This window comes from Arthrobacter sp. (genome assembly GCF_030540645.1).
Taxonomy (GTDB): Bacteria; Actinomycetota; Actinomycetes; order Actinomycetales; family Micrococcaceae; genus Specibacter.
In genome coordinates this window covers 1-6,590 of sequence record NZ_JAUNVV010000121.1, presented here as the reverse complement: position 1 = coordinate 6,590, position 6,590 = coordinate 1, and the positions used below count along the sequence as shown (strand labels likewise).

The 6,590-nt window shown below is 60.7% G+C and carries 7 protein-coding genes; 4 read left to right on the top strand and 3 right to left on the bottom strand.

Annotated elements, in window-relative coordinates:
* Positions 1–850: NAD(P)/FAD-dependent oxidoreductase (locus Q4P21_RS15480; protein ID WP_303389621.1), on the top strand; the 850-nt coding region annotated here is incomplete at its 5' end.
* Positions 851–923: 73 nt separating this feature from the next.
* Here the strand turns inward: Q4P21_RS15480 and Q4P21_RS15475 are convergent.
* From Q4P21_RS15475 to Q4P21_RS15465, 3 genes are all read right to left on the bottom strand, one after another.
* On the bottom strand, positions 924–1,307 hold the full coding sequence (locus Q4P21_RS15475) for an META domain-containing protein (protein ID WP_303389620.1): 384 nt from the start codon (positions 1,305–1,307) through the stop codon (positions 924–926).
* A 133-nt stretch (positions 1,308–1,440) separates the two neighbouring features.
* Complete coding sequence (locus Q4P21_RS15470; protein ID WP_303389619.1) at positions 1,441–2,145, bottom strand: ABC transporter ATP-binding protein; 705 nt, start codon at positions 2,143–2,145, stop codon at positions 1,441–1,443.
* Between the two features lie 69 nt (positions 2,146–2,214).
* The gene (locus Q4P21_RS15465) at positions 2,215–3,345 is read right to left on the bottom strand and encodes an ABC transporter permease (RefSeq protein ID WP_303389618.1); all 1,131 of its coding nucleotides are present in this window, start codon (positions 3,343–3,345) and stop codon (positions 2,215–2,217) included.
* 185 nt (positions 3,346–3,530) lie between these two features.
* Here Q4P21_RS15465 and Q4P21_RS15460 point away from each other — a divergent pair, with 185 nt between their 5' ends.
* The 3 genes from Q4P21_RS15460 to Q4P21_RS15450 all read left to right on the top strand — a co-directional run.
* Entirely contained in the window at positions 3,531–4,820 is a 1,290-nt protein-coding gene (locus Q4P21_RS15460) for a sensor histidine kinase (RefSeq protein ID WP_303389617.1), read from the top strand.
* A complete protein-coding gene (locus tag Q4P21_RS15455; protein ID WP_303389616.1) occupies positions 4,817–5,467 on the top strand; it encodes a response regulator transcription factor in 651 nt (216 codons plus the stop codon). Before Q4P21_RS15460 ends, Q4P21_RS15455 begins: the two co-directional genes overlap by 4 nt.
* A 260-nt stretch (positions 5,468–5,727) precedes the next feature.
* Positions 5,728–6,590: C40 family peptidase (locus tag Q4P21_RS15450; RefSeq protein ID WP_303389615.1), on the top strand; the 863-nt coding region annotated here is incomplete at its 3' end.

Genomic DNA, 6,590 nt, shown 5'->3' with positions numbered 1-6,590 from the left:
AGTGCTGGCCCATGCACAAGGATGGCCGGTGCCGCGAGGTGGATCCGCTGCGATCTCCCAGGCCCTTGCAGAGGACTTCACGGCCCATGGTGGTCGGATTGAGGTGGGCGTGCACGTACGGAGCATCGGGGAGTTGAAAGCCGCCACAGGTGCCAGGGCCATCATCTGCAATACGACGCCGCGAGCCTTGGCTGCCATGGCCCCAAAAGAATTACCGAACCGTTATATACGTAAGCTGGAATCCTTTGAATATGGGGCGGGCGTGTGCAAGGTGGATTTTGCCTTGTCAGGACCCGTGCCGTGGAAGGCAGCAGAACTGGCCAAGGCACCAACCCTCCACCTGGGAGGATCGAGAAGAGCCATAGCGTTTGCTGAAGCCGAGGTGCTGGCTGGACGGCACCCGCAGAATCCCTATGTGCTCGCAGTGCAGGCCAGTGTGGTTGACAGCAGCCGCGCTCCGGCAGGACACCACACCCTGTGGTCGTATACCCACGTTCCGGCAGGTTCCACACGGAACTGCACTGAAGACATTGTCCGAACCGTGGAACGGTACGCCCCGGGGTTCCGGGATTTGATCCTGGCGAGTAGTGTGCAAACCGCTCGTGACGTGGCTGGCTACAACGTCAACTACATTGGCGGTGACATTGCATCAGGTGCGGTGACGCTGAAACAGTTGATGAAGCGGCCGATCGTCTCCACCGACCCCTGGCGGACCCCCGCAGAAGGCTTGTATTTGGGCTCCGCCTCAACCCCTCCAGGGCCCGCGGTGCACGGCATGGCGGGCTGGTTCGCTGCCCGGTCTGCTCTGAAGAATACGTTCGGCCTGCCCGTGCCCAGCCTGAGGTTCTGAATACACGTTGTGATTAGACAAAAAAGCTGCCCGGTCCCTGTGACAGGGGCCGGGCAGCTTGTGTACTGCAGTGTTAGTTGCGGCGATCCAGCTTGCCGATGACCGCTCCGGTAGAGTTCGTGACGGTCAGGACGTCGCCGGAAATGGTGCCGCCAGCGGCCTTGGACAGCCACGTGTCCATGCCCTCGCAATGCATCTGGGTGGTACCGAGCTGCGGGAACGTGAGTTCACCGTCGATCATGAGCCACTGCCCGGATAGGCGGTTGCATCCATCACTGCCGGTGAGGAAGCCGGCCTTGTTGGCGTCTTGCTCCTGGCCGAGAGCCAACTCAAGGTAGGGCTGCTTATCCGTGTTGTAACCGTTGCCCCACGTGCCCACGGGGCCTGTTGCTGCACCGCAGGAGGAGATGGAGAAGGCTAGAAGAAGGCCGCCGGCAAGGGCTGCAATGCGTTTCATGATGAGGGTGGCTCCGATCGCGCTGGTCTAGACGTGCGTTTCCCTTATGTTATTGCATGGGCAGTCATTCCCGCCCTTCGTGGCGGCAGGCTTGCCGAGCCATTTGCTAAGAGCATTCGGGCACCGGGTCTTCCTAGTGCGCGCCGACACCTGCCGCAGCCGGGACAGGGGCGGTCAGGACGCCGTCTCGCATGCTGGCCACGGCATCGGTGAGGGGGACAAACTCTGTGTCATGGGTGACCATGACGGTGGCCACGTTGAACTCGTCACAAACCTCGCGCAGCAAACGGACAATCGAGTCGCTGCGAGCATGGTCCAGCGCAGCCGTGGGCTCATCAACCAGCAGGATCCTGGGACGGGCCATGAGAGCGCGGGCAATATTGACGCGTTGACGCTGGCCCCCGGAAAGCTGGTGTGGCCGCTTGCCGGCTGAATCGGCCAGCCCCACCAACTCCAGCAACTCGGCGGCCTTGGTGGCGGCGTTGCGGAGGGACTTTCCACGCAGATGGTCAGTAATGATGAGCTGTTCTGCGGCTGTCAGCGAGGCCAACAGATTTGGCTGCTGGAAGATGATCCCCACCTTGTCCCGGCGCAGGATGGACAGCTCCTTCTGAGACAGTGCCGTGGCGTCGACGCCGTCGATCATCACGAGTCCGGAGGTGGGCTTGACCAGGGTGGCGGCTACTGCCAGCAGGCTGGACTTGCCTGACCCTGAAGGTCCGACAAGGGAAACGAACTCACCAGGTTGGACGGCGAGGTCCACGGCGTCCAATGCCGTCATGAGCCCCTCACCGTCAGGGTATTGCAGCGTCACGTTGATCAGGTTCAGTGCAGTCATGGTTGATTCCTTAGCGATTCATATTTCGGAGAGGGAGAGTGGGGACAAGCAGGGCTTGCGGTCCGCAGTTCAGTTCCCACCCAGGGCGATCATGGCGTCGACTCGGGTGACTTTGCGGACGGCCAGTGCCGCACCCGCCAGTCCCAGGACGAAGATGCCGGCAACGGGCAGGATTGTTGTTGCCGGTGTGAGTAGGAATGGGGCTGCTTGTGCGGCGACGATTCCGCCGGCCACTCCCACCAACCCGCCAATGCCTGCCCCTGCCAGCAGCACGATGGCGGCCTGCGTCAGGGCATCGCGCAGGAGGTAGTTGCCGGATGCGCCCATGGCCTTGAGCACGGCGATGTCACGGGTGCGCTGGACGGTCCAGACGGTCAGGAATGCCACGATCACCAGGGCAGAAATGCCGTAGAGGAATGCTTGCATCATCAGCAAGGAGCCGTTTTCGCTCTTGTAACCGCCCAACCCTTGGAACGAGCCGCTGCGGGTAGTGCTGGCCGTGCCCGCTGCTGCGTTGATCGGCGCCGTATCCACGGAGGTACCCTTCTCGAAGGTCACCGCGAGCACCGTTGCCAGCTGTTCCGGATCGCTGAGATGCGCCATCTTCTTCCACGTGGAAAGCGTTGTCCAGACCACGGAGCTGTGTGAATACCATTGGTCGGGCACAATAGCGCCCACGCTCAACGCGTTCCCGGCAATCGTGACAGCATCCCCGGTGGTAAGCGAAAGCTGTTTGGCTACACTTTCACCAATGACAACGGTTGAGTCACTGATGTCCGACGGCGCGATCCCGGCATGCGCGCCCTGCTCGCCGACAGCTGGTTCCCCAACGCCAAACACGGCCACATTGGTAATGCCCTTGCTGTTGCCTGCGCCTTGGAAGCGGCTTTGGCTGATGCCCAGCGGCACGGCCGAAGCAATGCCTTTTTCTCCTGCCCAGGTGTTGAGTTGTCTTTGGGTGACCTGACTTTCAGTGAAGGAGACCTTGGCATCGTTTGCTGCTGGTGCTCCGAACACCAACTGGCTCACTGGGGTGCCGGATGCCTTGCCGAGGTCCGCTACCGCCGAGGTTGATTGGTCGCCCAGCCCGGCTGTGAGTCCGGAAAGCAGCACAAGAAGCAGGCTGATCAAGGCCACAACGGCGCCCATGAGGGCAAACCGTCCTTTGGCAAAGCGGATGTCTCGGATCGCGAGGAACATGTGCAGCTACTTTCATGGGCCGAAAAGGGTTGCTTTCCGGGTGGACGAACTTGTAATTCCACGATCCCGCGAATCGCAGCCGAATCCATCGCAGGGTTGGTTGATCCGGTCGCTGCGAAAGGGTTGAGCCGCTCGTCAACCATTTGGTTGATCCGCGAGGGCAGGCCACCGCATAAGCTGGTGGCATGTCTGCCGTGGATGCCTCGCCCGTGACGAGTGGCACTATCCTTCGATTCCTGCGCGTCACCTTGCATGTCGGCTTTGCCGGGCTGCTGGCAGTAGGGGTTCTACGCCTTCTGATCCAACCGGAAGGGCGGAACGGGCGCTACTTCTTCATTGCACTTTCCGTTCTGCTTGCCGTGGTCTACCTGGTGGGAACTGTGGCAGAGAAGCGTTTTTCAACTGGTGCCCTGGAAAGGAATCCGCGGCGCTTCGCAGTCGTGTGGCTGGCGTTGATCACACTCATATGGGCTGTTCTCATGCTCGGTTCGGTTGACTTTTCCTGGCTTGTTTTCCCGCTGTTCTTCCTGCACCTGCACCTGCTTCCGCGATGGGTGGGGCCCAGCATGGTGGTGCTTATGACCGTGGGGGTAATCCTTGCGCAGTGGATGTCCACCGGCGCGAGCGCTCCTCCGCTACCTGTCATTGTGGGTCCGCTATTTGGTGCGGCCTTCGCGGTAGTGACGTCAAAGGCATACCTGTTGTTGTACCAGGAGGGTGAAGTCCAGCGCCGTGCCGCAGACGAATTGCGACGCACCCGTGCAGAACTGGCGGCCACACAACACGAGTCCGGGGTGCTGGCTGAGCGTGCCCGGCTGGCGCGGGAAATCCATGACACCTTGGCCCAAGGCTTTTCCTCCATCATTCTGGTTTCCAGGGCTGCCCTGCGCAGCCTGAACTCCGGGGATGTTGAATCGAGCAAGGAGAGCTTGGACATGATTGAGGCGACAGCCGCGGAGAACTTGGCCGAGGCCCGGAACTTCGTACGCGGACTGTCCGCCCCGGCCCTTGCCGAGGCGTCCCTGGTGGAGAGTTTGTCCCGACTATGCACCAAAACCCAGCGTGAGGCTGCCGCGCGCGGGGGCTCATTGCGTTGCAGCTTCAGGCTCGACGGCGAGCCCGTCGATTTGCCGCAACCCTACAAAGTGACGCTGCTGCGCGCTGCCCAGGCGAGCCTCGCCAATGTCTGGTTGCACGCGAAGGCGGGGTCCGCCGTCGTCAGTCTGGCGTTTTTGGGCAGCGAAGTGACCCTTGACGTGTTCGACGACGGGCGTGGCTTTGAGCCGGAAAAGCTTGCGGACACGGTGGCCGGAAGGGCGGATGGGAGCGGCTTCGGCTTGCAGTCGCTGCACGAGCGCGTCCTGGCGCAGCACGGAACGCTGGCCATTGAGTCGGCCCCAGGGGAAGGGACGGTGGTGGCCATCCGGCTACCGCTGGGGATGGGTACCAATGCAGGGCAGGGGGAAATAGCATGAGCGAAATTCGGATCCTATTGGTGGATGACCACCCCGTGGTGCGGGCTGGCCTGCGTGCCATGCTCACTGAATTTGAGGGGTTCACGGTGGTGGCCGAGGCTCCTGAAGGAGGGGCGGCCATTAAAGAGGTGCAGCGCCTGCATGCCTTGGGTGAGCCGGTGAATCTTGTCCTGATGGATCTGCAAATGGGGGATGGCATGGACGGTGTGAGTGCCACGAAGGCCATCAAGTTGCTGCCCGATGCCCCTCCCGTGCTGATTTTGACAACCTATGACACGGATGCCGACATTTTGGCGGCAGTTGAGGCTGGAGCTAGTGGCTACATGCTCAAGGATGCCCCACCTGAGCAGATCCGTGCGGCTGTGCAGTCTGCGGCTGCTGGTCAGACTGCACTGGCTCCTGAAGTAGCTGCCCGGCTTATGGGCCGGATTCGAAACCCAGCACCTGTTTTGTCCGCCCGGGAAGTTGAACTAGTTGAGCTGCTGGCCACAGGCATGGGCAACAAGGCGATCGCCAAACAACTGTTCATCTCTGAGGCAACGGTCAAGACGCATCTGGTGCACATCTATGACAAGTTGGGCGTTGATAACAGAACAGCGGCCATTTCCGTCGCTGTCTCGCGCCGGATCATCCGCAGCGCGGGGTAGTTACAACAGCCCAGCGTCATGGAGTGTGAAGATCGTGTCATGTGGATGCGGCCAAGATCTTCTTCCCCTACACTGTGATATGGATAACATATGGTGCGCACGGTGCGATGCTGTGCGTGGTTCTGAAACTTTGTGTTCGTTCGAAAAAATGCCATGAAATTTCAGGAAAATGACGTACGCTCATGAGTACCGCGTGCAAGGAAACAGGGGGAAGTTCGGTGAAGGTTTCGCAAGGTAAGTCAAGGACCTACCAGTTGAGCATGGCGGTCGTTTGCACGCTGCTTGCGTCGGGTGGTTTTGTGGGGGCTGGGTACGCTGACACTTCCACGGGGGACGCTGCAGCAGCGGCCAGCTCTCAGGAGAGTCTTCGGCTCGCCACAACTGTTGAAGTGGCGTCACCGGCTGGATTCGATTCCTTTGCCGCTCAGGGTCTGGGCGTGAAGTTGTCCTTCGCAAATACCTTGATTCAAGCCAATAAGCCGGCTGCCAAGCAGATATTCGACCTGACGGATCCCAACGGCAACACCCCCCATCTTGCCCGTTCAGTCAATGCGATGCGAGGAGCCGTTCCGGAAATCTCCGCGGAGCTCATCTCCCAGGTCCGCAAAGACATCCTTGCTGCTGCCTACCAAGGCCTGGGCCACCCCTACGTGTGGGGCGGCACCAGCTTTGAGTACGGTTGGGACTGCTCCGGATTTGTCCAGTGGGCCTACGCGCAGGCTGGTGTTGCGCTTCCCCGCACGGAGCAGTGGATGCCGATGGTGGAAACCTCCAATCCTCAGCCCGGTGACATTGTGGTGCAAAATCCTGACGGCCCCAACCACTGGTCACACATTGGCATCTATATTGGTAATGGAAAAATGATCAGCGCGCTGAACCCGTCAGTAGGCACGTTCATCCATGCCCCGAGCGACGTCAGCAACTCGTCTACATATTTCACCATGCCAGGCTTTGCGTCCGCCGATGAAAATGCGAAGGCGCAGGCTGCCAAGGACAAGGCCGACAAGGCGGCGAGTGATATCAAGGCGGCAGGAAGCACCTCCTCAGCCCCCAGTACGGCAACGAAGCCCAGCACAGTGCCGGGGACTACTCCGGGAACGACGGTGCCGGGAACTACGAAGCC